The sequence below is a fragment of the Aggregatibacter actinomycetemcomitans genome, assembly GCF_003130205.1.
Classification (GTDB): domain Bacteria; phylum Pseudomonadota; class Gammaproteobacteria; order Enterobacterales; family Pasteurellaceae; genus Aggregatibacter; species Aggregatibacter actinomycetemcomitans_A.
The window spans coordinates 249,400-275,097 of the sequence record NZ_NRDF01000001.1; the positions used below are offsets into that span (position 1 = coordinate 249,400).

Below are 25,698 nucleotides of genomic sequence, written 5' to 3' on the forward strand. Positions count from 1 at the left end.
AAGTACCGCACTTTATGGCTAATCAGAACTATATAAATTGCTATAAAAATTCTAAAAATTATGGTCTAATAGCCCACAATTTTTTGTTAATCAAGAGAAAAGGTTAAATATGAGCTGGATTGATAGAATTTTTAGTAAAAATACATCTTCTTCCTCACGCAAAGCCAATGTGCCGGAAGGCGTTTGGACAAAATGTACCTCATGCGAACAAGTATTATATCGCGAAGAATTAAAACGTCATTTGGAAGTGTGCCCAAAGTGCGGTCACCACATGCGTATTGATGCCCGTGTTCGTTTATTGTCCTTATTGGATCAAGACAGTGTGCAAGAATTAGCGGCAGATTTAGAGCCGAAAGACATTCTAAAATTCAAAGACTTAAAAAAATATAAAGATCGTATTACCGCCGCACAAAAAGACACCGGTGAAAAAGACGCGTTAATTGCCTTTTACGGCACGTTATATAATATGCCGGTTGTGGCTGCCGCGTCCAACTTCAGCTTTATGGGCGGTTCCATGGGTTCCGTGGTGGGCGCGAAATTCGTGAAAGCGGCGGAAAAAGCCATGGAAGAAAATTGCCCGTTCGTGTGTTTCTCCGCCAGTGGCGGCGCGCGTATGCAGGAAGCGTTATTCTCCTTAATGCAAATGGCTAAAACCAGTGCCGTATTGGCGAAAATGCGTGAAAAAGGCGTGCCGTTCATTTCCGTGTTGACCGATCCGACGTTGGGCGGTGTGTCCGCCAGTTTCGCTATGTTGGGCGACATCAATATTGCCGAACCGAAAGCCTTAATCGGTTTCGCCGGTCCGCGCGTCATTGAACAAACCGTGCGTGAAAAGCTGCCGGAAGGGTTCCAGCGCAGTGAATTTTTATTGGAAAAGGGCGCTATCGACATGATCGTAAAACGTGCCGATATGCGAAACACCTTGGCGGGTTTATTGAGCAAACTCATGAACAAGCCTTCACCTTTTGTGGAAAGTGAATTGGTTGTTGAAGAAACCGCCGCATAAAACCTTATTGAAGGCATTTATAATGCAAACAGAATTAAAAGCCACTTCGCCACTCAACGAGTGGCTTTCTTATTTGGAAAACAGCCATTTTAAAGCCATTGATTTGGGGCTGGAACGGGTTCAGTCCGTAGCACAGACGCTTGATTTATTAACGCCGGCACCTTTCGTGATTACCGTGGGCGGCACCAACGGCAAAGGTACCACCTGTCGTTTGCTGGAAACGATTTTACTGAACGCCGGTTATCGCGTGGGCGCGTATTCCTCTCCGCATTTGTTACGTTATAACGAACGCGTACGTATTCAAAACCAGGAATTGGAGGATGCGCAGCACACGGCTTCCTTTGCTTATATTGAGCAACACAAAACCCAATCCTTAACGTATTTTGAATTCAGCACCTTGTCGGCGTTGCATTTGTTTAAGCGGTCGAATTTGGATGTGGTGATTTTAGAAGTAGGGCTGGGCGGTCGTTTGGATGCGACCAATATTGTGGATAACCACATGGCGGTGATTACCAGCATTGATATTGATCACACGGATTTTCTCGGTTCCACCCGCGAACAAATCGGTTTTGAAAAAGCGGGGATTTTCCGCGCCCATAAACCGGTGATCATCGGCGAGCCGAACATTCCGCAAACCATGCTGGATCGTGCAAGTGAGCTCGGCAGCCAGTTATTCTGTCGCCATCTGGATTGGACTTTCAGCCAACAAGCGCAACATTGGACGTGGCAAACCGTACAACCGGAAGAAAAAGTGCGGTGGGATTTTTTAGCGGATTTACCGCTTTGCCAAATTCCGCTTGCCAACGCGGCAACGGCAATTGCTACGGTGCAAAAGCTGCCTTTTGACATCTCTCTTGAAACCGTTAAAAAATCCTTGGCTGAGGTAGAACTCACCGGGCGTTTTCAAACCATTAACCCCGCGCAATTAGCCCATCTGACACAAAAACTACAACGCGACGTTACGGCGCTACCACGCATCATTATTGACGTAGGCCATAACCCGCACGCGGCGCGTTATTTAGCGGAAAAACTGACCGCACTTAAAGCGCAATCGTGCGGCAAGCTCATTGCCGTTTGCGGTATTTTGAAGGATAAAGATGCGGTTGGCGTATTAACGCCGTTGCTTTCGCTGATTGATGAATGGCGTTGTGTCACTTTGGGCGGTTATCGCGGTCAACGTGGATCGGATTTATTTGTGACGTTGCAGCAGATTGCCGCGCAACATCACTTCAATGTGCAGGGCGGTTACGCCGATTCCGTTGCGGAAGGCGTAAAAAGTGCGGTGGAAATTGCCGATGAAAATGACACCGTACTGGTGTTCGGTTCATTTCATACGGTGGGGGAATTTCTGACTTTTAGCCAAGCCTAACATCCCGCAAATGTAGCGGAGTGAGCAAATTGCTCGATTCTCTTTCGCAAATTGCTCACTCCGCTACAGCAATTGTTCGGCGCTGGCTTTGCGCACTTTCGTGGCTAGCGCGTAATCACGCTCAAACACTTGGTCAAAACTGTAAACGCCTTGGCAAATCTCGGTTTTACGCCCCATTTGCGCGTTGTAGTGCTGTATGCCTTCTTCCAGGATCAATATAAAGGTGTCGTAATCCACACCGTCTTTACCCCCGTTGTAATTATCCGGCTGGTCATCCACACTACTTCCCGCGTAAAAGCCTGCAAAGTTCGGGTGTTTATCAATGATTTCGCCCAGTCCGCCGTTACCAAAGGCGCGTTCTATCGGCTTCGCCTGTCCGTGACCTTTGCCGAACTGTACACTTGTCCAGTGCAGCTCGATGCCAAGGGTCGGGATAATCCCTTTCACGTCATCCTCTTTAACTTTAAAGCGGTAACGGTTTTTAACTCCGCCCGTCATCCATTTGTTCGCTGCGGCGCGGGTGTTATCAATGGTCAGGTGTTTCGGTATGCCGTATTTCCAAACCACATCCATCAAACTCAAGCGGATGGTGTCGCTGTTTTCGCTCAAATCCGCGCGATAACCGAGGATTTTGCGGGTTCTGATGTCTTGCCAATACCACATGTCTTAGGTCTGACAATCTCACCGTTATGCCATCGCACAAACACGTTGTGCTGATAGCCGTCGCCGTTAATCCATTCCATCGCCTCAAGGTCTGCCACCGTGCGTTGTTGGCTTGGATAAAGCTGGCTTACTGCGTGTTCGCCTTTGCGCCAGTAAATTTGCTGGATTTTCGGCACTTCACGCTCTAACTTGCTTTTTACAGCGCTGATGCTTGGCACAGTCCAATTGTTTTCCCTTGCCGCATCTAATAAACGGCGGTAGCAGGCGTTAAATTGTGGTCTTTCCGGGCGCAAGTAATCGGCTTTAAAAAATGACCATGCCTCATCACTAAATTCGGCAAGCAGTTCCGGGTGTTTGCCGTCGTGCTTACTCACCAACACTGCCAACCAGTCGCTACGCTCAAACGGTTTTACGCGGTAATACCAACGTTTAATCGTCTTCCAGCTCTCGCCAAACCGTTCTCCTGCTTTTACCAGCGCCGTGATGGTGTCGGTACCATTGGCTACCAAGTCGGTCACTGCGCACACCGCTTTAAAACGGTGCTCTGCCTTTTCTTTTTTCTTTTGGGTCGCTTTGTCATAAGCAATCCAAAAGGCTTCCGGCAGATAGTTAAGTTGTTTTCTTTGCGGCGCCGGAATTTCGGATCTATCCAAATTTTCTACCGCACTTTTTTTGGAGCTCTTTAGGATTAGTTCGGCTTGGGTTTCTTGAGGGAGGGATTTGAATGAATATTCAAAACTAACTCCTTTTTTTCCCACTACTTTTCGCCGCTCCCAATTTTCAATTCTTGCCTTTTTATTAATGCCCTGTGGGGAGTTAGGCAAAGTTTCTAAAAAAGAGAGCACAGTAGCTGAAAACCACATTTCCATATACTTCTCCTACTCATAACGAGACGGCCATATATCCTGCGGGGTGACGCCAATAAAATCAGCGATAATTTTCTCTCCTTTAGGGTATTTGCGCTCAAGTGCATTTCCCAGTGTTCTAGGGTGTAAACCTGCTTCTACGGAAAGCTGATTTAATGTTTTCCCCTTTACTCTGATGCTCGCGATAATAAATGCGCGGTGCATATCTTTTTTACTCTTACTCATAATGTGATATCCTTAATACTTGTTTTAGTTCCTTGGTGTTACTCTTTAGAAACTATGGAAACTATGCACCTACCTTTTCAGAAACTCAACTAGTTTCTGAAAAAATTAACTTTTTTATTTTTTATATTTAAACTCAATAAGTTATGTTTGTTTTATTTTAGAAACTAAAGTTTCTTAAAGGTGATTTTATGAGAAACTCTGAAGAATGGTTTTCAGCAAACCAACTGGTTGGTATTAGAGGGCTACCTTCATCCCCACAGGGGATAAACAAAAAGGCAAGAACTCAAGGATGGATAAAAAGAGAAAGAAGCGGCGTACAAGGCGGGGCGATTGAATATCATTATTCATCACTTCCGCCTGATGTTCAAAGGCTCCTAGGATTTAGCACAAACACAATAAACGAACAAGCGGCGCCATATAACGCCGAGAAACAAACAAACAATAAAGACTTAACGGAAGTAAGCAAGGCGCGCTTTTTAACGGCGATCAGCACGCTGGAGGAAATCTTAGCAATGACACGCAAAACCATGGCGCCCGAAGCCAAGGCGCAAATGGTATGGATGATTTACGAATTACTAAGCGAAGAAAGCGCTAACGAGAAGATTATTAATTTGGTTAAATTGGTTGCATAGATAAGGGGTTATATGGACAAGCAGTCAATTCTTAAATTCTTTAATGATAATACTAAGGACGCGCCACAAGGCAGCATATACATTCAATATTTTTTTTTGCGATTTTTAAAATCTTTCGCATTTTTGGTTTTTATCTATTCTTCAATAAAAAAGGACGCCGTTTTTCTTGCGCCCTTGTTTTCATTGGTTTTGTTCCACTTATTCCCGCTTGATTCAACATTCTCCCTAGTTTATTCCTTTTTCTCATTTTGTTCGGTGTTTTACAGTTGCGCCGTGTCGATAGTACGTTGCAGGCAGCTGGTATAAGCCGCTACGAAAGGCGTGTCTTTTAATGCCATGCCGGTGAGTTGCGCGCCTTTAACGCCGCTTTCCGTTAATGCGGAATTGCCGAAGCCTTGCAATAAACCCTGTTCGTTCCAAAGGGTACGACCGTGGCGGATTAAATAAAACGTCAGATTTTTGTTCATTATTATCCTTGATTAAATGTTATCGAGAGAAAAAACACCGGGAAAATCAACCGCACTTTTTACTACAACAGCGGGCTGAAGAGGAAAAACAATTTTTCTATAATGCGCTGATAAACGGAACGATTTGCCCACTTAGCGTGATCCGGTAATTCTGAATTTTTGATGTAACCTTCGTGGAGCAAGGAAATTTCATTGGCGAACGCCAGATCTTCTACCACCATAGTGACTTCAAAATTCAATAAAAAGCTACGCATATCCATGTTAACGGTGCCGACCAAAGCGAGCTTGTTATCAATGAGCATACTCTTGGTGTGCAATAACCCTTTATTGAAATTATAAATTTTTACGCCGGCAGCAAGTAAATCATCGAAAAAGGTACGACTTGCCCAGCGCACCATCATGGAATCATTTTCTTTCGGCAGAATGATGGACACCTCCACGCCACGCAGTGCCGCAATGCGTAAGGCTTCGGCAATGTTGTGGCTCGGTACGAAATAAGGCGAGGTGATCACAATGCTTTTACGCGCGGAGAAAATCGCAATGGCAAGAGATTGCGCCATTAAATCATCGGGGAAACTCGGACCGGTAGCGAGAATCTGCACGGCGTGGGAGTTATTTTGTTCCAGCGGTAACAACGGGCTGTCGGAAATATGCAGCGGAACGGATTGTCCCGTTTCAATTTCCCAATCCCAGGCGTGCAAGCCGTTGAGCACCGCCGACACAGGCCCGTTAATACGCACCATGATGTCAATCCATTCGCCCACATTGCTGTCTTTTTTGAAGAATTTCGGATCTACCATGTTCATGCTTCCGGTGTAGGAAATTTGGTTATCGATGACGATAATTTTGCGGTGTTGGCGCAAGTCGATACGGCTGAAGAACATGCGGAATAAATTCACATGCAGGGTTTCGATGATTTCAATGCCTTGTTCCTGCATGACGAGACAATCCCGGCTTTTTAGAAACGGGCGACTTCCCACGGAATCCAGCAGAATACGAATTTCCACCCCGCGTTGACGGGCGGCGATAAGGGCTTCCGTCACTTCATCAACCAAGCCTTTCGCAGACCAAATATAAAACACCATATTGATGGATTTTTCGGCACGTTTGATGTCTTCAATAATGCTGCGCATGATATTTTCCGGCGTATCCAGAATATGCAGTTCATTGCCCAACACGCAAGGAATGCCGAGCCGCTGTTTGGCTAAATCGAAAATCGGACGATAGAGCAGATTGGTTTGCGTATTCACCAAATTATCGCATTGCGACAGCTTCTCAAACCACGCCATGAATTTCGGTTTCAATTGATTAAACAGTGCCGCACGACGTTTCCCGAGATTGATTTCGCCGAAAATCAAATACGCCACAATGCCCACGACGGGAAACACATAAATCACCATCAACCAGGACAGCATGGCAGGCACCGATTGCTTTTTAATCACCAAACGAATGGTGATGGCAATGGTGAGAATCCAGATAAACACCGGAATAATGTAGGCGGTAATTTGTTCAATATTCATAAAAAATGACTGTTTATAAAGGGGATGAGGTAAATAACATCAATAAAATCGGGGGCGTAATGTTGGTAATAAAGCCAAAACTAAACGCCAGCGGTAACACTTCCATGCCACCCGCTTTTTGGATAATCGGCAGGGTGACATCCAGTGCCGTGGCGCCGGCAAAGCCTACCGCCGTAGAGCGATAGTTTTGCATAAATAATGGGATAATAAACAAGCTAATAAGTTCACGGGATAAATCATTAAAAAAAGCAATGCTGCCCCAAATCGGTCCCCAGGCGTTGCTTAGGGTGACGCTGGATAACGAATACCAGCCGAATCCGGACGATACCGCCAAGCCTTGCACCACCGGCACGGACAATACCTGCGCGCCGACAATACCGCCCAACAACGAGGTCAGCATAAAAATCACGCCCATTGTCAAGCCCCGTTTGTTGAAAAACACTGCCCGCATGGAAATCCCATTGTTGCGCAGTTGTACGCCCACACAGAAAATCATTACGACCAGCACATAAGTGGTGGTGTTGTGGGAAAGGGCAAAATGCCCTTTCATCAACCAACCGACGAAAAAACCTATCGCCACAACGGTGCATAATTTCAATGAATCCGGCAAAATACGCCGGCGGGAAGGCATTTTTTCTGCGTGATGTTTTAACGGCTGCGGATGCAGTTTGTCGTAAACCAACAAGCCGATGAAGTTAAAACCTTGCGTAAATAAAATAAAGGTCAGGGCATAAACGCCGATTTGCGGTAGTTGTTGTGCTAAATCATTCAGTTGACCGAGGGAAAACCCCATGGAGAACAAAATCATGTAAAGCAGAACCATGGTCAATCGACCTAACGCGTGCAAAATCGCCTGATTTTGCGTTTTGACCGCGTAGCCGACAAACATCGGTACTAAAATAATGAGCAAACCTTCGTACACCGTGAACATACCTTAGAATTATAGTTAGACGCGAAGTATAGCACTTTTCTGCCACCCCGCCTAATTGCGCGCCGGTAACGCGGTTGTTGTATGCTACAATGTCGTCCATGATTTCCCATTGAATTTCCTCATGACATTTCAAATTGTATTTCAACATCCTGATTTTATTGTCATTAACAAACCGAACGGGATAAGCGTACACAAAGACGATGCCGACATCGGTTTAACCCGACTGGTGGCGCAACAGCTCGGCGTGCCGCAGGTTTGGCTGGTACACCGGTTGGATAAAGCCACCTCGGGGTTGTTAATGTTGGCACTAAATGAACCGACCGCCGTGACGTTGTCGCAAAAATTCGCTCATCACCAAATCCAAAAAACCTATATTGCACTGGCAACCCACAAGCCAAAGAAAAAGCAGGGGAGAATCAGCGGTGATATGCAGAAAGCCCGTCGGGGTGCCTGGAAGCTGAGCCAAAGCAAAGAAAACCCCGCCGTGACGGATTTCGTCTCGCATAGTCTCGCACCGAATTTGCGCTTATTTATTCTGCGACCGAAAACCGGCAAAACCCACCAACTGCGCGTCGCCATGAAAAGTTTAGGTAGCCCGATTTTAGGCGATGCCTTGTATGGCGGCGATAGCGCCGAACGCACCTATCTGCACGCCTATCAATTATCGTTTGACTATTTCGGACAGGCGGTTCAAATTAAAGGGGAACCGCTCAAAGACGAAAAGTGCGGTGATTTTTTTCAGCGCTTTTGGGCAGACATCGAAAAATACGTCAATGCCGACGCCGAAAAAACACCTTAAAATTTGACCGCACTTTTTGGCAATAAAACCCAGGGAATCCCGTTATGCAGACGAAAATCAAAACAACGTCATACCAAAAAGCAATTATTTGCATGATCTTTGCCTACATCAGCATTGCCTTGATGGGCGTGTTTGTTAAATACGCCTCCGACGAATTGCCTTCCAGTGAAATTTTGTTTTCCCGCTTTCTTATCGGCTTTATTTTTTTATTGCCTTTCATGATTCGCGACGGTGATTTCAAGGTGGAACTCAGCCAATGGCCGTTTCTCGTCATGCGCAATCTTGCCGGCATCGCCAGTATGTTGCTGACGTTTTACGCCATCAAATATTTGCCTATTTCCATCGCCGTGTTACTGATGAACACTTCGGCGCTATTCGTGCCTTTATTGCTGTTTGTGTTACGCACCCGAACCCCGTTGAAAGTGCTGGCGTGCAGTTTTCTCGGTTTTGCGGGCGTTTCCATTATCATGCTGACGGATTCCGCCAAGCATTTTGAACTTCTGCATATCGGTTATGCGCTAGGCGCGGCATTTTTAGCCGCCATGGCGTTCATCAGCTTGCAGGAATTGAACAAGCACAACTCCCCGAAAAACATCGTGTTCTATTTCCATTTACTCGGCTCCCTGTTGCTGCCGCTATTTTTCGCCGCACAATGGGAAGTTCCTACGGTGCACGGATTGCTTTTATTGCTCTTGGTGGGCGGTTTCGGGTTAATCTTCCAATTATTGCTCACCCGCGCCTTTAAATACGCCCCGGCGAACGTCATCACCCCGTTTGCTTTCACCGGCGTGATTTTTTCCAGCATTTGCGACTGGTTGTTCTGGTACAACGTACCGACCCTCAATTTTTGGATCGGCTCACTGGTCATCATCCTGTCCGTCAGCTTATTGGCGAAAATGCGCCGTTAAATGTATAAATTATTTCCCCGAAACCCACGGCTTTTCGTTACAATAGCGCATTTTTAACATTTTATTTCAAGGGAGAAAACACATGGAATACCCAATTTGCCCATCCTGCAAAGGCGAAAACACCTATCACGATTCCATCCAATTCGTCTGCCCCGATTGCGGACACGAATGGACCGGCAACGAAAGCGAAGAACACGACGATGATCAGCTCATCGTCAAAGACAGCAACGGCAATTTACTCGCTGACGGCGACGACGTGCTGCTCATCAAAGACTTAAAACTCAAAGGCTCTTCCGAGGTGTTAAAGAAAGGCACCAAATTCAAAAACATCCGCCTCACCCACGGCGACCACAACGTCGATTGCGGCAAAATTATGCTGAAATCGGAGTTTTTGAAGAAGGCGTAGGTAATAAGTAGAAAAAAGTGCGGTTGATTTTCACTGCACTTTTTTGTTATCCACACCTAATTCATCGCTGATACGCTCATCTAATCAACAGTATATCTTTTAAACAGGAGAATCTTATGTACATAAAAACATGGTTGGCTTTGTTGGTGGGGTTGGTGATTCCAGGGGCAGTGTGGGCGAATCCGCCGCAGGCATAGGATCCGTTGGCGGAGACGCCTTATTTTAATAAAACGGATAGCGGCTATGATTTAATTCTCGCCGAAAATCTACCGCACTTTGGAGGCGAAGGTGAACGGGGAAGCCGTGAAATTCTGTGCCTTTGAGAAAATCGTGTATGTGCAGCAGCCGCTTGAGCCGGATTACCAAACGCTGAATATTTATGTGCCGGAAGCGTATTTTAACGACGGCAGCATTAACGGTTTTACGGCGCAAACCGCACCGATTTTCCTGCCGAATGCAGTGGGCGGTTATATGCCGGCGAAGGCTGCGACCTATGATGCGAAAAGGGTTGGCGGCAGCGATAAACCGAATGCGATTTTGACCGCACTTTCCAAGGGTTATGTGGTGGCGAGTGTGGGTGCACGCGGGCGGACGCTGGAAAAAGACGGAAAATATACCGGCAAAGCACCGGCGGCGATTATCGATTTGAAATCGGCGGTGCGTTATTTGCATTTCAACGATGACGTGATGCCGGGCTATGCCAATAAAATTATTTCTAACGGTACCAGTACCGGCGGGGCGTTGTCCGCTTTGTTAGGCGCGAGCGGTGATAATCAGGACTATGCCTATTATTTAAAACAAGCGGGAGCGGCAGAGGCGAGCGATGCGATTTTTGCGGTTTCCGCTTATTGCACGATTACCAATCTGGAGCACGCCGACAGCGCTTATGAATGGGAGTTTAACGGCTTAAATGAGTATCGTCGTATGGATATGAGTCGTTTAAATGCAGACAGTTATAACGACCGTTCGCAAGCGGCGGCAAAAGCCACGATTGACGGCATATTAACGGCAGAGGAAATTACGCTGTCCGATCAGCTAAAAGCCGAATTCCCGTCTTATGTAAACCGTCTGAAATTGAAAGATGAAAAGGGCAATGCGCTGACATTAGACGCGCAAGGCAACGGTTCCTTTAAGGATTATGTGAAATCGGTGATTGTGCGGGCGGCGGATAGGGCGCGTAAAAGCGGCGTTTCTTTTGAAGATAAACCTTGGGTGCAACTGAGCAAAGAAGGTGTTAGCGATATTGATTGGGACGGTTATATTCACTCGGAAAAACGGATGAAATCGCCGCCGGCATTTGACGCACTGAACTTGAGCTCGGGCGAGAATAATTTATTCGGCACGGAAACCGTGAATAATCAGCATTTCACGACGTTTTCGTGGCAGCACAGTACGGAAAAAGGCAAAATGGCGGATAAAAATATCGTGCGCTTAATGAACGCCATGAATTATGTGGAGCAGAGCAAAACGCAATATTGGCGCATTCGCGTCGGCACCTCCGACCGCGATGCTTTTCACGCCATCGGTGCTATGTTAGCCATAAAATTGCATATGGCAGACAAACAGGTGGATTATGAAACCCCATGGGGCGTACCGCACTCGGGGGATTATGATTTGGATGCGTTGTTTCAGTGGGTGGATAGTATTAGCAAATAGTTTACGGGAATGGTAAAAGTGCGGTGGTATTTTTATATAAAATATCGGCACTACGCACTATTGTAGAGGACGATTGTTGAGCTTTTAGCTATTAAAACATTGGACTTATTCCGCTGAGGCGTGAAATAGCAATGTAATGCCTGGAAATGGTTAAAAAATAACCGCCTCTAATTTAGAGGAAATATAAAAGCAAAAACGGCACTTTTTATAAAGCACCGTTGTATGTAAGCACATAAGCGCAGTTGTTTCACATTATTTTTTTACGGAATAATAACCCGCCATGGAACTGTAAACCGCATTTTCGGCCTGAATTACGTTATATTTGGCTTGTAAAATAGAGAGTTGGGAATTTTTTTCGGTATTTGCAGCAGTTAACCATTCGCGTAATTCGGATACACCTGCATTATACCGGTTGCGGTAGTACTGCGTAATGCGCTGGTTGTAAATGTAGGTTTTTTGGGCATTAGTAAAGCGTTTTTTGGCTTGCGTAAATGAGAAATAATTAGTATCCACATCATTTAATGCGACAGTGATACTTTTTTCATAATTCAAACGCGCTGTTTCATAATCTGCTTCGGAAATTTTTACATTCCATTTAACAGTATTCCAGTTTAAGAACGGCAGACTAATACCTAATGCACCTCCACCGATAAGTGTATTTGTTGCACTATTCAATTTTTTACCGCTCGAATTTAAGCTACCGCCTAAGGTAATTTCCGGGAACCAACTTTTTTCAGTCGCTTTAACATTTTTAAATGCACTACTTAAGCGTGCTTGATAACCTTTTATATCAGGGCGATTGGCGATGACGGAAACCGGTACGTTCAAATTCACACCGATGGTTTTTACTTTCAAAATATGCGGGAAGGTAATTTTCAGTGTTTCGTCCGGCTTTAAGTTAAGTAAATTGCGGAGTGTTTGTTCTGCAGTTTTACGATTGAGTTGATAAGTGATTAGATTATTACGTGCTGTTAACACTGCCTGTTGCGCTTGATCCACACTGATACTATCTGCCACACCCTGTGCCAGGCGATCTCGCATAATTTTGCTGATGTCGGTGTAATATTTAATACTTTCCTTTGTTGTACTAATGGCATCGTTTAAATAGGCGATTTGGTAATAGGTGGTAATCACAGAATTAATTAAGGAAAGTTTAGTAGACTCCATATCCTGAACTGTGGCTTTATGTGCCCACTCCGCCGCGTCCGCAGTATCTGCTAAACGAAACCATAAATCTAAGGTATAGCTGACATTTAAAGAACCTGTGTGACTGATCGTTGAGTTACCGCCGGTTTTTATATTCTTCTGTGCTGTAGAACGGGTGGAACCGCTGAATGCAGGAACTAGGGCTGCACCGGCAAGATTCGCACTATAAAGGGAGCGATTAACGGAAATCGCGGCTTTGGCTAAATCTTTATTATTCAATAGGGCTTTTTCGACCACACGATTTAACTGAGCATCTTTATAAAGCCTCCACCAATCACTTTTAATATTGTATTGTTTGGTGATTTCTTCATATTGTTTGTAATTCTTAAGGCTCGCCCGATAAGAATCGCCAATATTGGCACAGCCCGTGAGGGTCGTTGCCACCACTACAGTTAAGGTTAATTTTTTTATTGTAAACATTGTTTTTCCCTTTTTTATAAAAGTGCGGTCAAAAATTGTAGAGAATTCTAACCCCTCTTTTGTATTTTACAAAATTTATTCTTGCGCCAACGCTGTAATCGGATTTAATTCTGCTGCTTTTTTTGCCGGCATATAGCCGAATAACACGCCGATTAGGGTGGAGAATACTACGGCGGTAACAATGGATGCGGTGGAAAAATCCATGCTGAAATCGGTTATAAAACTGTTGAACAACACGCCGATGAGGACAGATAACAAAATTCCGGCCACGCCACCGATTAAGCAAATTAACACCGCTTCAATTAAGAACTGCTGTAAAATATTAATCTGATGGGCGCCGATTGCCATGCGTACACCAATTTCTTTTGTACGTTCCGTCACTGACACTAACATAATGTTCATCACGCCGATACCGCCTACAATTAAGGAAATAAAAGCGATAGAAGAGATGAGTAATTTCATCGTGCCGGTAGTATTTTCGATAGTCTGCTTGATAGTATCGCTGTTCATGATAAAAAAGTCTTTTTTACCATGCAGAGATTTCAATAATTCCGTGAGGCTTTTTTCCGCCACGGTAGAATTTACATCATCACTAATTTTTACTGTAATGGAACTAATTCGACTGCCCCCGGTAATTTTATTTAATACGGTACTATAAGGAGAATATAGATTTAACGAATTACCGGGAAATCCGCCCAGCTGTTGATCTGATACCACGCCAATGACACGAAATGGTCGCTTATTAAAAATCACCGTTTTGCCAAGGGGATTTTCGTTGGCAAAAATGGCTTTTTTTGCACTTTCGTCCAGCACAACCACCTGGTTGCTTTGATCCACATCGTCCTCGGTTAATAGACGGCCCTGTTTTAACTTCAAGCCCTCCACATCAAAATATTGCTCACCGATACCATATAAATTGGCGGATGTGAAGGATTTGTTACCGACCACTAAAATGCCGCCGGAAGAGGTATTTGGGGTCACACTTTGAATATAACTTTGTTTTGATAATGTATTGGCATCGCTGATTTTTAGGTTTTGAATGTGCCGTGAACGGCGGTCACCGAAACCATTACCGTTAAAAATCGTCATGGTATTTGTGCCGATACCACGAATATTTTCCAAAATCTTTTGTTGTGAACCGTTTCCTAACGCCACCACGGAAACGACGGAAGTAATCCCGATGATAATTCCCAGCATGGTCAGCAATGAGCGCATTTTGTGCGCCACAATGGCACTGACGGACATACGGAAAGCTTCCATCAGTTGATCTTTGCTGAAACCGAAACGACCTTTAAAAACACTTGGATTTTTAACCGCACTTTTTACCTGATGCTTTTGCGTATCACTGATAATTTCACCGTCTTTGATTTCAATGATCCGATTGGCACTGGCAGCAATGTGCTTGTCGTGAGTCACCATAATAATGGTGTGGCCTTCCTCGTGCAGTTGACGGAGGATTTCCATGACATTTTCACCGCTGTGCGAATCTAGCGCACCTGTGGGTTCGTCGGCAAGGATAATTTCTCCGCCGTTCATCAATGCACGGGCAATACTGACTCTCTGTTGTTGACCGCCTGAAAGCTGGTTCGGCTTGTTTTGCCATTTATCGCCCAATCCCAGTTTTTCCAATAATTGTTTGGCACGTTCCAAGCGTTGGCTTTGTGGCATTCCCGCATAAATTGCAGGTAAGGCGACGTTTTCTGCGGCGTTTAAGCTGCTTAATAGGTTATAACGTTGGAAAATAAAACCGAATTTTTGGCTGCGTAAATCGGAAAGCTGATCGTTAGTTAATTCAATGGTTTCTTTCCCGTCAATTTTGTATGAACCGCCGGTTGTCGTGTCCAAACAACCAATGATATTCATCAGTGTGGATTTGCCTGAACCGGATTGTCCCATAATGGCGACAAAATCGCCTTTTTCGATGGAAAGGGAAATGTCTTTTAAAACATGAACGCGGTTTTCACCTTCGCCAAAATAACGGTTGAGCTGCTTGATTTCAATTATATTCATCGTCGAAACCCACCGCACTTTAGAAGATAATCGGGGCATCGGGATCACCGAAGGTTTCACCGGCAGCAACTTGTGAAATCACTACTTTTTCGCCTTCCGTTAAACCGGATTTTACTTCCGTTTGGAAATCATTTTGCACGCCGATTTCAATTTCCCGTTCCTGTGTTGTATTGCCGTTTAGTACATTGACTACATATTTGTCTTGCTGCTTTTGCACTGCCAAATTCGGAATAAACAACACATTTTGCACATCGGCAATTTTAATGTTATTTTCCGTGGTCATACCAATGCGCAAAACATGTTCGGGATTTTCAACGATAATGTTGGCGTAGTAATATACTGCATTGCTGCTTGAACCGGAGGAGGAACCGGAACTTGAACTGTTTGAGCTTGAATTGTCGCTGATGGTGGTTGTTGCCGGGTCTACGGAATCAATTTTGGCGTGATAAACGGTTTTGTTATCGGATAAAATAGTGAAGGTCACCTCTTGCCCCGCTTTGACTTTGGTAATATCGCCTTCGGAAATCTCCGGTTTAATCCGCATTTTGCTCAAATCCGCCACTTTAATGATGGTCGGCGTGGTTTGATTGGAGTTCACCGTTTGCCCTTCGGATACCGGTGTGGAAATCACCGTGCCGTCAATCGGGGAGGTGATTTTGGTGTAGCCCACGTTGGTTTCGGCGGTGTTCACTTCAATTTCCGCCTGTTTAATATTTTCCTGCACCACGTCCATTTCCGCTTTGGCATTATTCAAGGTGGCTTTAGCGGTATTTAATGTGTCCAATGAAGTGGCTTTTTGCCCGTATAATTTGGACAAGCGATTGTAATTGGAAAGCGCCACATCGTAAGCGGTTTTGCGTGCAATTAATTGGGCTTGATAACTCGCCAAGGCGGCTTTGCGGGTGTTTAACGTATTAATTTGGGTGGTGGAATCAATCTCAGCAATTAAATCGCCTTTTTTCACCTGTTGTCCCAGTTTGACATAAAGTTTGGTGACTTTCCCTGACACTTGCGCGCCCACATCAACGGTGTTGGTGCTTTCGATGGAACCGGTAGCAACCACGTTCTTTTCAATATTGCCGCGTTTGACTTCTTCCGTTAAGTAAGTGGTTTGTGCGCCGGAATCACGTACAAAAAAATAACCGCCGGTAATCACAGCGGCTGCAATAGCAGTAATAATAAGAGGTTTTTTCGTCATTTTTTTCTCTCATAAGTCCACAATGAATCGCCACAATATACAACAAAACTTAAGAAATTATTAAAATTTTTAGCGCGTTGTCACTATTCTCTCAATGATATTCAGTTAAAAATAAGGGTAGTTTGCAAATTTATTGCAACAATAAGCTGCATTCCTCGCTTTTTATGCTGAAGCGTGTAGAATAGTGCGGTTATTTTTTTATGCGTTTTAATGAGAAAACTATGAGCACAGAAACTGTATCAGAAACGACGGAAAATAGCCGTCCGCACAATTTTATTACTCAAATTATTGATGAAGATTTAGAAAGCGGTAAACACAATAACGTTTACACGCGTTTCCCGCCTGAGCCAAACGGCTATTTGCACATCGGTCATGCCAAATCTATTTGCTTGAATTTTGGTATTGCGAAAGATTATCAAGGGTTATGTAACTTACGTTTTGACGATACCAATCCGGTGAAAGAAGATGTGGAATATGTGGATTCCATCAAAGCCGACGTGGAATGGCTGGGTTTCCATTGGGCGGGCGAAGTGCATTATGCCTCCGATTATTTTGATGCACTTTATGGTTACGCCATTGAACTTATCAAAAAAGGGTTGGCATATGTGGATGAACTTTCGCCGGAAGAAATGCGTGAATATCGCGGCACCTTAACCGAACCGGGCAAAAACAGCCCGTATCGTGATCGTAGCGTGGAAGAAAACCTTGCCTTATTTGAAAAAATGAAAAACGGCGAATTTGCCGAGGGTAAAGCCAGCCTACGTGCAAAAATTGACATGGCGTCACCGTTTATGGTGATGCGCGATCCGGTACTTTATCGCATTAAATTTGCCAGCCATCACCAAACGGGCGACAAATGGTGCATTTATCCGATGTATGATTTCACCCATTGTATTTCTGATGCCCTTGAGCGTATTACGCACTCCTTATGTACCCTTGAGTTCCAAGATAACCGTCGTTTATATGATTGGGTGTTGGAAAATATCAGCATTGAACGTCCACTACCGCATCAATACGAGTTCTCCCGTTTAAATTTAGAAGGCACGTTAACCTCTAAACGTAAATTATTAAAACTGGTAAACGATGAAATTGTGGATGGCTGGAACGACCCGCGTATGCCGACGATTTCAGGCTTGCGCCGTCGCGGTTATACACCTGCCTCAATTCGTGAATTCTGCCGCCGTATCGGTGTCACCAAACAAGATAACGTGGTGGAATACAGCGCATTAGAAGCCTGCATTCGTGATGACTTGAACCAAAATGCACCGCGCGCCATGGCGGTGATTGATCCGGTGAAAGTGGTGATTGAAAACTTTGAAGGCAAAGAAATTTTGACCGCACCAAATCACCCGAATCGTCCGGAATTAGGTGAGCGCCAATTACCATTCACGAAAGAGATCTACATTGATCGCGCAGATTTCCGCGAAGAAGCGAATAAACAATATAAACGCTTAGTGCTGGGCAAAGAAGTGCGTTTGCGCAATGCTTATGTGATTAAAGCGGAACGCGTAGAAAAAGATGCCAACGGTGAAATCACCACGATTTTCTGTACTTACGATCCGGAAACTTTGGGTAAAAATCCGGCAGACGGTCGCAAAGTAAAAGGCGTGATTCACTGGGTGTCTGCGGCGCATAATCATCCGGCAGAATTTCGTTTATACGATCGTTTATTCACCGTGCCAAATCCGGGCGCAGAAGAAGATATCGAAAGCGTATTAAACCCAACTTCTTTAGTGGTGAAACAGGGTTTCGTGGAGCAAAGCCTTGGTAACGCAGAAGCTGAAAAAGGCTATCAATTTGAACGTGAAGGTTATTTCTGTGCCGACAGCAAAGACAGTCGTCCGGAACATTTGGTGTTTAACTTAACAGTAAGCCTTAAAGAAGGTTTCTAAATTCAATCACATAAAGTGCGGTCGTTTTTCACAATGAATTTCGACCGCACTTTTTTTGTATTGCGTTATCTTGTTGTAGTGTTATGTGCTACAATTTAGCGCAAATTAGGATGTATATTGTGATATTATCTTTTAAACATAAAGGTCTTGAACGCTTTTACCAAACAGGATCCACTTCGGGAGTTCAGGTTGCTCACGCAGCGAAACTGGCTCGCTTATTAGCTAGGTTAGACTGTGCAAAAACGCCTAATGATATGAACTTGCCCGGCTGGCATTTACATCCGTTAACCGGGAAGTTAGCCGGACATTGGAGTGTTAAGGTTAATGGAAATTGGCGTTTGACGTTTAAATTGGAAAATAATCACGCGGAAATTGTTGATTATCAGGATTATCACTAGGAGTACAAAATGAATATGTTTAATCCGCCACATCCGGCAGAAGTGATTCGTGAGGACATTTTGCCGGAACTTGGTTTAACCGTGACTGAAGCCGCCAAGCAACTTGGCGTGAATCGCGTGACATTGTCTCGTTTATTAAATGGTAAATCGGCAATTAGTGCGGAAATGGCGCTACGTTTACATTTATGGTTGGGGAAGAATAGCCCAAGTCCTGAAAGTTGGTTACATCAACAAGCAAACTATGATTTGTGGTTAGCTAATCAAAAAGCTGATTTTCATATTACTCCTGTCACCGTCAATGTTTAATTATCAATAAAGTGCGGTCGTTTTTCGCGATGAATTTCGACCGCACTTTTCTTTATCATTTTTCACTATGCAATTAGACCCCGATTTTGGGCTACACAAAACCTTACTTGACATGAACGACGCCGAGTGGGAGGCGTTATATGACGGGTGCGGGAAGTGTTGTTACCGTAAATATATTGACGGCGATGGCAAATATGAGCGTTTGTATTACACGCGCATTGCCTGCAATCTGCTGGATTTGGAAACGGGAAAGTGCGGTCAATATGCGCGGCGTTTTGAATTGGAAGAAGATTGCACCAAGCTCACCAAAGAAAACTTGTCGGATTTCGACTGGCTGCCCGTCACCTGTGCTTATCGTTTATTACATGAAGGAAAACCATTGCCTGCATGGCACCCGCTTATCAGCGGCGATCCCAATAGCGTAAAAAAAGCCGATATTTTAATTAAATACGGCATTCATGAACGGGATGTTATTGATTGGTTCGATTTTATTCTTGATTGAGATCACTAATTTGCACTAAAAGCGTTGTTTTTGTGTTAACCTCTACTACAATACTTAACAATCGTTATTTTTCTTGTCATATGTTGTAGTAGGTTTTATATGCAAATTCCAGACTCCATCAAGCAATCCACAGAAAAATTAGAACTTGCTTTAGCTCATTATGATAGTGGCAGGCATTTAATTTATGCCGGTACGCAAACGTTATCGTATTTTATCAAATTACTACAGCCGCCTAATAAATCAGAATGTTCTAAAGGGGAATTTGATGATGTGATTACGATGTTTGAGAATGACATTATCTATTATGATTTAACCCGTTTATCTCTTCCTTCTTGTTCATTGCATTATCAACTTTTCGATGAACAGGGCAATAAATGTGCCGAACAATCCCTTTCCGATTCTCAATCTATTCAACTTTCTCAGCAGCCTTTCAGATATTGCCAATTAAGGCATTTGATGCATTTAAAAAAGCACAGGGCGGGGCGTTGTTGTATTAATGTATTGGACATCTTCGAATACCAAGAGCAGCAGGTGGAAGAAAATACCATCGGCTGGCGTAAGAAATTAAGCAAATTATTAGATCTTATTTTCAATGATGAACACATTGCTTCGTTTTTCTCTTTAATTAATCAAGCACGCAACGCTTAGCGAGGATTCATTATGGCTCAATTAGTAGCGCAATCAGTTATCAATCAGTTTTTTAACGGCACACATGGTGATCCGTTTTCCGTATTAGGTATGCACGAAACCGAAAACGGTATTGAAATTCGTGTCTTATTGCCCGATGCAAGCCGTGTTTTGGTCATTGAAAAAGAAAATCAGGAAACCCTGTGCGAATTAACGCGTTTAGATGACAGAGGCTTTTTTGCCGGTGTTGTACCGAACACACGGAATTTCTTTGCGTATCAATTACAGGTGTATTGGGGCAAAGAGTCACAAATAATTGAAGACCCGTATCGTTACCACCTGATGATTAATGATTTGGATCAGTGGTTGTTGTCGGAAGGTTCGTTTTTACGCCCGTATGAAGTATTAGGTGCGCATTTTATTGAATGTGACGGCGTCTCAGGTGTGAATTTCCGTTTGTGGGCGCCGAATGCCAAACGGGTTTCCGTGGTAGGCGATTTTAACTATTGGGACGGTCGCCGCCATCCGATGCGATTACATCCGGCAAGCGGCGTGTGGGAATTGTTCCTGCCGAAAGTCTCCCTAGGGCAACTGTATAAATTCGAATTAATCGATTGCCACGGCAATCTCCGCTTAAAAGCCGACCCTTATGCCTTTAGTTCTCAGTTACGTCCCGATACCGCGTCACAAATCAGCCCGTTGCCGAGTGTCGTGCCAATGACGGAAGCCCGTGGCAAAGCCAATCAATGGGATCAGCCGATTTCCATCTATGAGGTGCATTTAGGTTCCTGGCGACGTAACCTGGAAAACAATTTCTGGTTGGATTACGACCAAATCGCCGACGAATTGATTCCTTACGTGCAGGAAATGGGGTTCACCCATATTGAATTTTTACCGTTGTCCGAGTTCCCGTTTGACGGTTCTTGGGGTTATCAACCGTTAGGACTGTATTCTCCAACTAGCCGTTTCGGCACACCGGAAGGCTTTAAACGTTTGGTAGAGCGGGCGCACGATGCCGGCATTAACGTGATTCTCGACTGGGTGCCGGGGCATTTCCCGAGCGATACCCACGGTTTGGTGGCATTTGACGGTACGGCATTGTATGAACACGCCAATCCGCGCGAAGGGTATCACCAAGATTGGAATACGCTGATTTATAACTACGGACGCAACGAAGTTAAGAATTTCTTATCCAGTAATGCCCTGTACTGGCTTGAGCGTTTTGGTGTCGATGGTATTCGGGTCGATGCGGTCGCTTCCATGATTTATCGTGATTACAGCCGCGCCGAAGGGCAGTGGATTCCGAATCAATACGGCGGATGGGAAAACCTGGAAGCCATTGAATTTTTGAAACATACCAACTGGAAAATCCATACCGAAGTACCGGGTTCCATCGCCATTGCGGAAGAATCCACCGCCTTCACCGGCGTGACCCATCCGAGCGAGCAGGGCGGTTTAGGGTTTAATTTCAAATGGAATATGGGCTGGATGAACGACACCCTATCTTATATGGAAAAAGACCTGGTTTATCGCCAGTATCACCACAACCAAATGACTTTCGGCATGATGTATCAATACAGCGAAAACTTTGTATTGCCGCTTTCTCATGATGAAGTGGTGCATGGCAAATGTTCCCTTATCGGTAAAATGCCGGGCGATGCGTGGCAAAAATTCGCTAACTTGCGCGCCTATTACGGTTATATGTGGGGCCATCCGGGCAAAAAATTGCTATTTATGGGTAATGAATTCGCCCAAGGTCGCGAATGGAATTACCGTGAAAGTCTGGATTGGTTCCTGTTGGATGAAGGCATTGGCGGTCAATGGCATATCGGCGTACAACAGCTGGTGAAAGATCTCAATAAAATTTACCGCGAAAACGCACCGCTCTTTGAGCTGGATTCCGATCCGCAGGGCTTTGATTGGCTGGTCGCAGATGACGCGCAAAATTCCGTCTTTGCCTTTGAACGTCGCAGCCGTGACGGTGAACGCATTATCGTGATCAGTAACTTCACGCCGGTGCCACGTCATGATTATCGTCTCGGTGTGAATGTCGCCGGCGAATATCACGAAATTTTAAATACCGACTCCGGTTATTACGCCGGTTCAAATGTTGGCAACCTGGGTGCCGTACACAGCGAGGATATTGCAAGTCACAATCGGGCGAATTCCATTTCCGTGTCGATTCCGCCGCTGGCAACTATCTATTTGAAATATCAGGGTAAAGCATGATTGCAGTAAAAAATAACGGTAAACCTTATCCTTTTGGTTATAGCCAATATGAAGAAAACGGCGAACAGATAACTAACTTCGCCCTGTATTCGTCGGCAGCGCAACAGGTGGAACTTTGCCTGTTTGAAGGGGAGTGGGAATCCCGTTTTAACATGGTTAATTCCGACAACGTATGGCATTTGGCGCTAAGCGGTGTGGCTGACGGAACCCAATACGGTTTCAGAATCACCGCAAAAAATGACCGCACTTTTAAGGCGAATCCGCAAAAATTGATGCTGGACCCTTATGCCAAAGCCGTGATGGGCAAACCGGATTTAAGCTCGCCGGAAGCGCAGGCGTGGTTTTTGCTGAACGATGAGCGGGATAACGCTCGTTATGCACCGAAAGCGGTGGTGATTGATCGTGCATTTGACTGGCAGGATGATAAAGCGCCGAATACGCCCTGGACCGAAACCATCGTGTATGAATTGAGTGTGAAGGGCTTTACCAAGTTACAAGCGGAATTACCGGAGGCAATACGCGGCACCTATGCTGGTTTGTCGCATGCGCAAACGATTGCGTATTTGCAGAAATTAGGCATCACCGCCGTGGAATTGTTGCCGGTAAATTACGCGGTAAGCGAACCGCACTTACAGCAAAAAGGGTTAGCAAATTATTGGGGTTACAACCCGTTAGCCATGTTTGCCGTGGAGCCGAAATATTGCTCGCAAGCCAATATGGCGAATCCGTTAAATGAATTTAAAGGCATGGTTAAAGCGTTGCATGAGGCGGGTATTGAAGTGATTTTAGACGTGGTGTTCAATCACACCGCGGAATCGGAAAAACACTTCCCGACCTTCAGTCAACGCGGAATCGATGATGAAACCTATTATTGGCAAACCCCGCAAGGTGAATACCTCAACTGGACCGGTTGCGGCAATATGCTGAATTTGTCCAATGACATTACCCGTCGCTGGGTAGTGGATTGCCTGCGTTATTGGGTGGAAGAATGCCATGTGGACGGTTTCCGTTTCGATTTGGCGACCGCGTTAGGGCGCGAAACGCCGGATTTCAATCACCACGCGGCGTTGTTTAATGACATTGCGCAAACACTGAGTTTGCAGCGGGTTAAATTGATCAGCGAGCCTTGGGACATCGGGCATTATGGCTATCAATTAGGCAATTTCCCGCATTATTTCGCCGAATGGAATGACCGTTTCCGTGATGATATGTGTCGTTTCTGGTTATGGAAAAGCGGGGAAGTGGGCGAATTTGCCGAACGTCTGGCGGGCTCCGGCGATATTTTCAAACGGGAACAGCGTCAGCCCCATACGTCGCTGAATTTCATTACGGCCCATGACGGCTTCACATTGCGCGATTTAACCAGTTATAACCAAAAACACAATGAAGCCAACGGCGAAGAAAACCGAGACGGGCGCAATGAAAATTACAGTTATAACCACGGCATTGAAGACAGCGAATTAGATTTAACCGATCCGCACCAAAGTGCGGTGGAAAATCAGCGCGTTTTAACGGCGGGCAGTTTGCTCATGAGTTTATTGCTTTCCAACGGCACGCCGATGTTATTGGCGGGCGACGAATTCGGCAACAGTCAATTCGGCAATAACAACGCCTATTGTCAGGATAATGAAATTACCTGGTTAAAATGGCAGTCATTTAATCAGGAACTGTTTAACCTCACCGGCCAAACGATTGCGTTACGAAAACAAATTGCAAGTTTGCTGAGTGACCGTTGGTGGTCACAAGAAAACGTGTCTTGGCTTAATGCTCATGGGGCGCCGATGAGCATTGATGATTGGCACAATCGAGAAAATAAAACGCTACAAGTGGTATTAGATGAGCAATGGATTTTCTTAATCAATGCCAAAGCGGAAAAACAACATTTTACATTGCCTATGCAAGCGGTAAGTCAATGGAAACATGTATGCGGGACAACACACTTCACGTTGCACGAAAATCAGGTGGAAGTCGATGGATTGGCATTTTGTGTGTTGCGGAAATATTAATCATATAACAAAGAATGGAGTTCGCTATGAAAAGTAGTCTTTCCCAATTACCCAACAAATACGATCTTGTTAAAGATACGCTTGTTCTTATTTTAGCCGGCGGGCGCGGTTCACGTCTTCATGAGCTGACGGATAAACGTGCGAAACCGGCACTTTATTTCGGGGGGAATCGTCGTATCATTGACTTCGCGCTTTCCAACTGTATTAACTCCAGCTTAAACCGTATCGGTGTGGTTACGCAATATGCCGCCCATTCTTTGTTGCGCCATTTGCAAAAAGGTTGGTCGTTCTTACCGCAGGAACGCGGCGAATTTATCGATATGTTGCCGGCGCGTCAACAAATTGACGATTCCACCTGGTATCGCGGCACGGCGGACGCGGTGTATCAAAATATGGCGATTATTCGCAATCACTATAAACCGAAATACATTCTGATCTTAGCCGGCGACCACATTTACAAACAGGATTACAGTCAAATGCTGTTGGATCATGTGACCAGCGGGGCAAAATGTACCGTCGGCTGTATTGAAGTGCCGCGTTGCGAAGCCAGTGAATTCGGCGTTATGGCGGTAAATGAAAATTTGAAAGTCAAAGCCTTCGTGGAAAAACCGAAAGATCCGCCGGCAATGGCAGGCAGACCGGATACTTCATTGGCATCCATGGGGATCTATGTGTTTAACGCCGATTACCTCTATGAAATGCTGAATCGGGAAGTCAACACGCCTTGCACGTCTCATGACTTCGGTAAAGACGTATTGCCGAAATGCCTGGAAGAAGGCACGTTATACGCCCATCCGTTCAGCCGTTCCTGCATGGGACGTAATACCGAAGGTGATATTTACTGGCGCGACGTAGGGACATTAGACAGCTTCTGGCAATCCAATATTGATTTAGTTTCCGAAAGTCCGCAATTGGATATTTATGACCAAACCTGGCCGATTCGTGGTAATCCGGTGCAAGCCTATCCATCTAAATTCTTTTATAAAAACACCAATATCAAACCGGTGGATAACTCGCTTATCGGTGGTGGCTGCGTGATTACCGATGCGTCAATCAGTTATTCCGTGCTGTTTGACCGCATTAAAATTAACGAAGGTTCGCAAATCGACCATTCCGTGGTGTTGCCGGAAGTGGAAATCGGGAAAAACTGCGTGTTAACACACTGTATTATCGATCGCCACTGTATTATCCCGGACGGTATGCATATCGGCGTGGATAAAGAATTGGATCGCCAACGTTTCCGCGTCAGTTCCAGCGGTAAAGTGGTGTTGGTTACCCCTTCTATGTTGAAAAAATTAGAAGGGCGTGAAGTTGTCGATGAAGAGCACCTGGATTAAAGTGCGGTCGTTTTTCACGGTGCTTTTTATTATGATGGTGTATGTTTTATCGTATGTGCCTAAGATAAAACTATTTATTATAGGTACACGTCGGAAGACATGTGTCATTTGTCATTATT

23 protein-coding genes and 1 pseudogene are annotated in these 25,698 nt (G+C 44.9%); 15 read left to right on the forward strand and 9 right to left on the reverse strand.

Annotation, left to right across the window (positions count from 1 at the left end; all coding sequences use genetic code 11):
* The first annotated feature begins 109 nt into the window (after positions 1-109).
* Positions 110-1,006 carry an acetyl-CoA carboxylase, carboxyltransferase subunit beta gene (gene accD, locus DK423_RS01205; protein WP_005556819.1) on the forward strand — a complete coding sequence of 299 codons (897 nt, stop codon included), beginning with the start codon at positions 110-112 and terminating at the stop codon, positions 1,004-1,006.
* A 22-nt stretch (positions 1,007-1,028) separates the two neighbouring features.
* On the forward strand, positions 1,029-2,375 hold the full coding sequence (gene folC / locus DK423_RS01210; protein ID WP_005556822.1) for a bifunctional tetrahydrofolate synthase/dihydrofolate synthase: 1,347 nt from the start codon (positions 1,029-1,031) through the stop codon (positions 2,373-2,375).
* Between the two features lie 63 nt (positions 2,376-2,438).
* On the opposite strand, the gene DK423_RS11470 is transcribed toward folC, so the two are convergent.
* Genes DK423_RS11470 through DK423_RS01220 form a run of 3 tightly spaced genes read right to left on the reverse strand, consistent with a single transcriptional unit; the run spans position 2,439 to position 4,129 of the window.
* Positions 2,439-3,038 (reverse strand): transposase domain-containing protein, encoded by a 600-nt coding sequence (locus tag DK423_RS11470; RefSeq protein WP_267895850.1) that lies wholly within the window; start codon positions 3,036-3,038, stop codon positions 2,439-2,441.
* Positions 2,981-3,907: a DNA-binding domain-containing protein gene (locus DK423_RS11475; protein ID WP_325048006.1), complete on the reverse strand. Its 927-nt coding sequence runs from the start codon at positions 3,905-3,907 to the stop codon at positions 2,981-2,983. The genes DK423_RS11470 and DK423_RS11475 overlap by 58 nt, the downstream gene beginning before the upstream one ends.
* A gap of 9 nt (positions 3,908-3,916) precedes the next feature.
* Complete coding sequence (locus DK423_RS01220) at positions 3,917-4,129, reverse strand: helix-turn-helix domain-containing protein (protein ID WP_032996596.1); 213 nt, start codon at positions 4,127-4,129, stop codon at positions 3,917-3,919.
* A gap of 188 nt (positions 4,130-4,317) precedes the next feature.
* Here DK423_RS01220 and DK423_RS01225 point away from each other — a divergent pair, with 188 nt between their 5' ends.
* Positions 4,318-4,761, forward strand: a complete 444-nt coding sequence (locus DK423_RS01225) for a DNA-binding protein (protein ID WP_050542433.1) — start codon at positions 4,318-4,320, stop codon at positions 4,759-4,761.
* 266 nt (positions 4,762-5,027) lie between these two features.
* Here the strand turns inward: DK423_RS01225 and DK423_RS01230 are convergent.
* The 3 genes and pseudogenes from DK423_RS01230 to DK423_RS01240 form a co-directional block, all read right to left on the reverse strand.
* Positions 5,028-5,228 (reverse strand): annotated as a pseudogene (locus tag DK423_RS01230) (histidine phosphatase family protein); the annotation flags it as partial.
* 62 nt (positions 5,229-5,290) lie between these two features.
* Positions 5,291-6,748 (reverse strand): cardiolipin synthase, encoded by a 1,458-nt coding sequence (cls, locus tag DK423_RS01235; RefSeq protein ID WP_061886527.1) that lies wholly within the window; start codon positions 6,746-6,748, stop codon positions 5,291-5,293.
* A 13-nt stretch (positions 6,749-6,761) separates the two neighbouring features.
* On the reverse strand, positions 6,762-7,670 hold the full coding sequence (locus DK423_RS01240; RefSeq protein ID WP_005556831.1) for a LysO family transporter: 909 nt from the start codon (positions 7,668-7,670) through the stop codon (positions 6,762-6,764).
* A 130-nt stretch (positions 7,671-7,800) separates the two neighbouring features.
* On the opposite strand from DK423_RS01240, the gene DK423_RS01245 reads away from it, so the two are divergent.
* The 4 genes from DK423_RS01245 (at position 7,801) to DK423_RS01260 (ending at position 11,448) form a co-directional block, all read left to right on the forward strand.
* Positions 7,801-8,478 (forward strand): TIGR01621 family pseudouridine synthase, encoded by a 678-nt coding sequence (locus DK423_RS01245; RefSeq protein WP_005556833.1) that lies wholly within the window; start codon positions 7,801-7,803, stop codon positions 8,476-8,478.
* Between the two features lie 44 nt (positions 8,479-8,522).
* On the forward strand, positions 8,523-9,386 hold the full coding sequence (locus tag DK423_RS01250; protein WP_005576139.1) for a DMT family transporter: 864 nt from the start codon (positions 8,523-8,525) through the stop codon (positions 9,384-9,386).
* Between the two features lie 82 nt (positions 9,387-9,468).
* Positions 9,469-9,792, forward strand: coding sequence for a zinc ribbon domain-containing protein YjdM (locus DK423_RS01255; RefSeq protein ID WP_005556837.1), 324 nt, complete (start codon positions 9,469-9,471; stop codon positions 9,790-9,792).
* Between the two features lie 288 nt (positions 9,793-10,080).
* A complete protein-coding gene (locus DK423_RS01260) occupies positions 10,081-11,448 on the forward strand; it encodes a subtype B tannase (protein WP_411674862.1) in 1,368 nt (455 codons plus the stop codon).
* Between the two features lie 252 nt (positions 11,449-11,700).
* On the opposite strand, the gene tdeA is transcribed toward DK423_RS01260, so the two are convergent.
* The 3 genes from tdeA to DK423_RS01275 all read right to left on the reverse strand — a co-directional run bounded on the left by tdeA (position 11,701) and on the right by DK423_RS01275 (position 16,282).
* Complete coding sequence (gene tdeA / locus DK423_RS01265; protein WP_005556841.1) at positions 11,701-13,074, reverse strand: toxin/drug exporter TdeA; 1,374 nt, start codon at positions 13,072-13,074, stop codon at positions 11,701-11,703.
* A 75-nt stretch (positions 13,075-13,149) separates the two neighbouring features.
* On the reverse strand, positions 13,150-15,084 hold the full coding sequence (locus tag DK423_RS01270; RefSeq protein WP_005556843.1) for a MacB family efflux pump subunit: 1,935 nt from the start codon (positions 15,082-15,084) through the stop codon (positions 13,150-13,152).
* Between the two features lie 19 nt (positions 15,085-15,103).
* Positions 15,104-16,282 (reverse strand): efflux RND transporter periplasmic adaptor subunit, encoded by a 1,179-nt coding sequence (locus DK423_RS01275; RefSeq protein ID WP_005556845.1) that lies wholly within the window; start codon positions 16,280-16,282, stop codon positions 15,104-15,106.
* 200 nt (positions 16,283-16,482) lie between these two features.
* On the opposite strand from DK423_RS01275, the gene glnS reads away from it, so the two are divergent.
* The 8 genes from glnS (at position 16,483) to glgC (ending at position 25,579) form a co-directional block, all read left to right on the forward strand.
* Positions 16,483-18,174: a glutamine--tRNA ligase gene (gene glnS / locus DK423_RS01280; RefSeq protein ID WP_005556847.1), complete on the forward strand. Its 1,692-nt coding sequence runs from the start codon at positions 16,483-16,485 to the stop codon at positions 18,172-18,174.
* 119 nt (positions 18,175-18,293) lie between these two features.
* Positions 18,294-18,572 carry a type II toxin-antitoxin system RelE/ParE family toxin gene (locus DK423_RS01285; protein WP_032996621.1) on the forward strand — a complete coding sequence of 93 codons (279 nt, stop codon included), beginning with the start codon at positions 18,294-18,296 and terminating at the stop codon, positions 18,570-18,572.
* Positions 18,573-18,581: 9 nt separating this feature from the next.
* Positions 18,582-18,878 (forward strand): HigA family addiction module antitoxin, encoded by a 297-nt coding sequence (locus DK423_RS01290; RefSeq protein WP_005556850.1) that lies wholly within the window; start codon positions 18,582-18,584, stop codon positions 18,876-18,878.
* 67 nt (positions 18,879-18,945) lie between these two features.
* Entirely contained in the window at positions 18,946-19,380 is a 435-nt protein-coding gene (locus tag DK423_RS01295) for a YcgN family cysteine cluster protein (RefSeq protein ID WP_005556852.1), read from the forward strand.
* A gap of 99 nt (positions 19,381-19,479) precedes the next feature.
* On the forward strand, positions 19,480-20,028 hold the full coding sequence (locus DK423_RS01300; protein ID WP_005556855.1) for a hypothetical protein: 549 nt from the start codon (positions 19,480-19,482) through the stop codon (positions 20,026-20,028).
* Positions 20,029-20,040: 12 nt separating this feature from the next.
* Positions 20,041-22,236 (forward strand): 1,4-alpha-glucan branching protein GlgB, encoded by a 2,196-nt coding sequence (glgB, locus tag DK423_RS01305; protein ID WP_061886869.1) that lies wholly within the window; start codon positions 20,041-20,043, stop codon positions 22,234-22,236.
* Positions 22,233-24,242 carry a glycogen debranching protein GlgX gene (gene glgX, locus DK423_RS01310; protein WP_005556859.1) on the forward strand — a complete coding sequence of 670 codons (2,010 nt, stop codon included), beginning with the start codon at positions 22,233-22,235 and terminating at the stop codon, positions 24,240-24,242. Before glgB ends, glgX begins: the two co-directional genes overlap by 4 nt.
* Positions 24,243-24,268: 26 nt before the next feature.
* Positions 24,269-25,579 (forward strand): glucose-1-phosphate adenylyltransferase, encoded by a 1,311-nt coding sequence (gene glgC / locus DK423_RS01315; protein WP_061886870.1) that lies wholly within the window; start codon positions 24,269-24,271, stop codon positions 25,577-25,579.
* The last annotated feature ends 119 nt before the right edge of the window (positions 25,580-25,698 follow it).